The 1948-nt window shown below is 41.0% G+C and carries 2 protein-coding genes; both read right to left on the minus strand.

Translation table 11 applies throughout. From position 1 onward, the window contains the following. Positions 1 to 631: 631 nt before the first annotated feature. On the minus strand, positions 632 to 838 hold the full coding sequence (locus ACVPON_RS04105; RefSeq protein ID WP_462876447.1) for a hypothetical protein: 207 nt from the start codon (positions 836 to 838) through the stop codon (positions 632 to 634). Positions 839 to 842: 4 nt separating this feature from the next. Beyond that, on the minus strand, positions 843 to 1948 hold a 1106-nt coding region (locus ACVPON_RS04110), incomplete at its 5' end, for a hypothetical protein (protein WP_462876449.1).

The raw sequence follows: 1948 nt of genomic DNA on the forward strand, positions 1-1948 counted from the left end.
AAAGTACCTGCTTGGCTATCGTAGTACCTTGCACGTAGGTAGTCGAATCCTGTAATATCACGAGCTTCCCCATTGTAGGCAAAAGGATTGCCCGTTATTGGTCTCTACTTAATCTAGATAATCAGTATATTACGGGACATGTTCTACATAAGTAAAAAATTTTTATCTTTCTGTATTTTTAGTTTACTTTTACGAATAAAGTCAGTAGAACAGTTTTATTCCTTATTTTGCTTTTATATGACAACTTTTAAAAGAATAGTGGTGATGTGGAAAATACCTATGGAGAGAAGCTCCATAGGTGGCGGGGAGCTAGGAAAGAGAAGACGGAAAACGATAAAACCGTCTCTAGCGTTTTCAAAGTCCTCGACGACTAGCTCAAGCGCCAACAGCACCACGAAACACTACTTCATATACAGTATTATTTCTAATGATACTTATATTTAATGGAGTGTTTTTGTAATGCCTTGGGTTAGTAGCGCCTAAATTTGGTTTAGGTGCTACTAACAGCAAAGGTTTACTTGTCGCGGTTCAAACAATGCTAATCACTAAACAAGTATCATATCCTTACAAGGTTTCGTACCACAGACATGTAAAACATGATTTTCCCCAAAATATTGGAACAGCTATCAAACTAGCAATACAATCCAAAAATATCTTCTAATTTCTTACGATCATTTTTTGTTAATGATTTGCATTTTTTTTTATCAATTTCGTATATTGCTGCCCGCCATGATCCTGTTTCAATCAACTCTAGAATTAGTTTTTTTTCTTCAGACTCTTTTATATAGTCATCTAAAATATATAATAAAATATTTTCTGCTTCTGAGTAAGTCAACATTAAATTAATCTCCTATTATTGTTACATCTCTAAAATTGATATCTTTCGTCTTATCTGTAATTAACTGCGGATATCCCCCTGTACCGAATTCAGGATAAACATTAGTTAAGGGCTCTAATACTTCACCTACTTTATCACCATAAGCCCTTGGCACTCTCGCATTATCAAATATTTGTAAAGTATCAAATTCACCACGAAGTTTAGTATCACTCCAATCGTGGGAAATCTGATAAGCATCTTGAACTTGCTTAGCTGAATCAAACTTAGAAAATCCTATATACCCACCAGGAGCCTGCTTCGTCCTCATTGTCTGTTCCGCATATTTAGAATCCATGTACCGATACCCTGTTGCAGGCAATGCAGTACCATCTGGCGCTACATAAAAGTCCGTCTTAGGAGATAATATTGTCGGCCCAGGCAATGCTAACTGTTGAACAGGTGTTGTATCCTTGCGAGATTTCGTAACTGCTACATCTCCTGCTTTCGGCTTATTCCTTGTTACATCTGCCTTAGCTCCTCGAGCTGAGATTCCTTCAGATACCGCATTAATCGCTAGGCTAGTCATAATGCTACCTGGAGTAACTTTACCACCCTGTGCCGCATCCGCAATCGTATCAACTGCGGTTTCCCCAAAGGTATCTACCACATAACGAGCTACCGGAGCACTCACTGAAGAAGTTGCTGAACTGAAGCCTCCAAGAAGACCTCCTGTTAAAGCTCCTGAGGCAAAACCACTCTTGGCTCCATTCCAAGTATTCGCAAGAATATCTTTTGGCTTGTCGCCTGAAAGAACACTAGTAGTAAATCCACTAACTGCTCCACCTGCTGCGCCCGAAACAGCTCCGACCGCTGCAGCAGTCACAACAGTTGCGGCGGCTCCGCTCAAACCAAGACCGCTGACACCTGCCGCAATAAGTGGACCTGCTGCTCCTGCTGTCGCTACTGTGACAGCTACTGCTGCTACGGTAGCCACTGCGACAATCGCTACTTTCTTCCAGTCAATCTTCTTGGCAGCTTTTACAATCTGCTTGCCAATCCTCTTAGCTGTCGTACACACATGCTTCAAGGTTTTGGCAAGGGCTGCGCTCCAATTCCGAAGAAGGTTTCTCC

Source organism: Streptococcus sp. 1F3 (assembly GCF_054968985.1).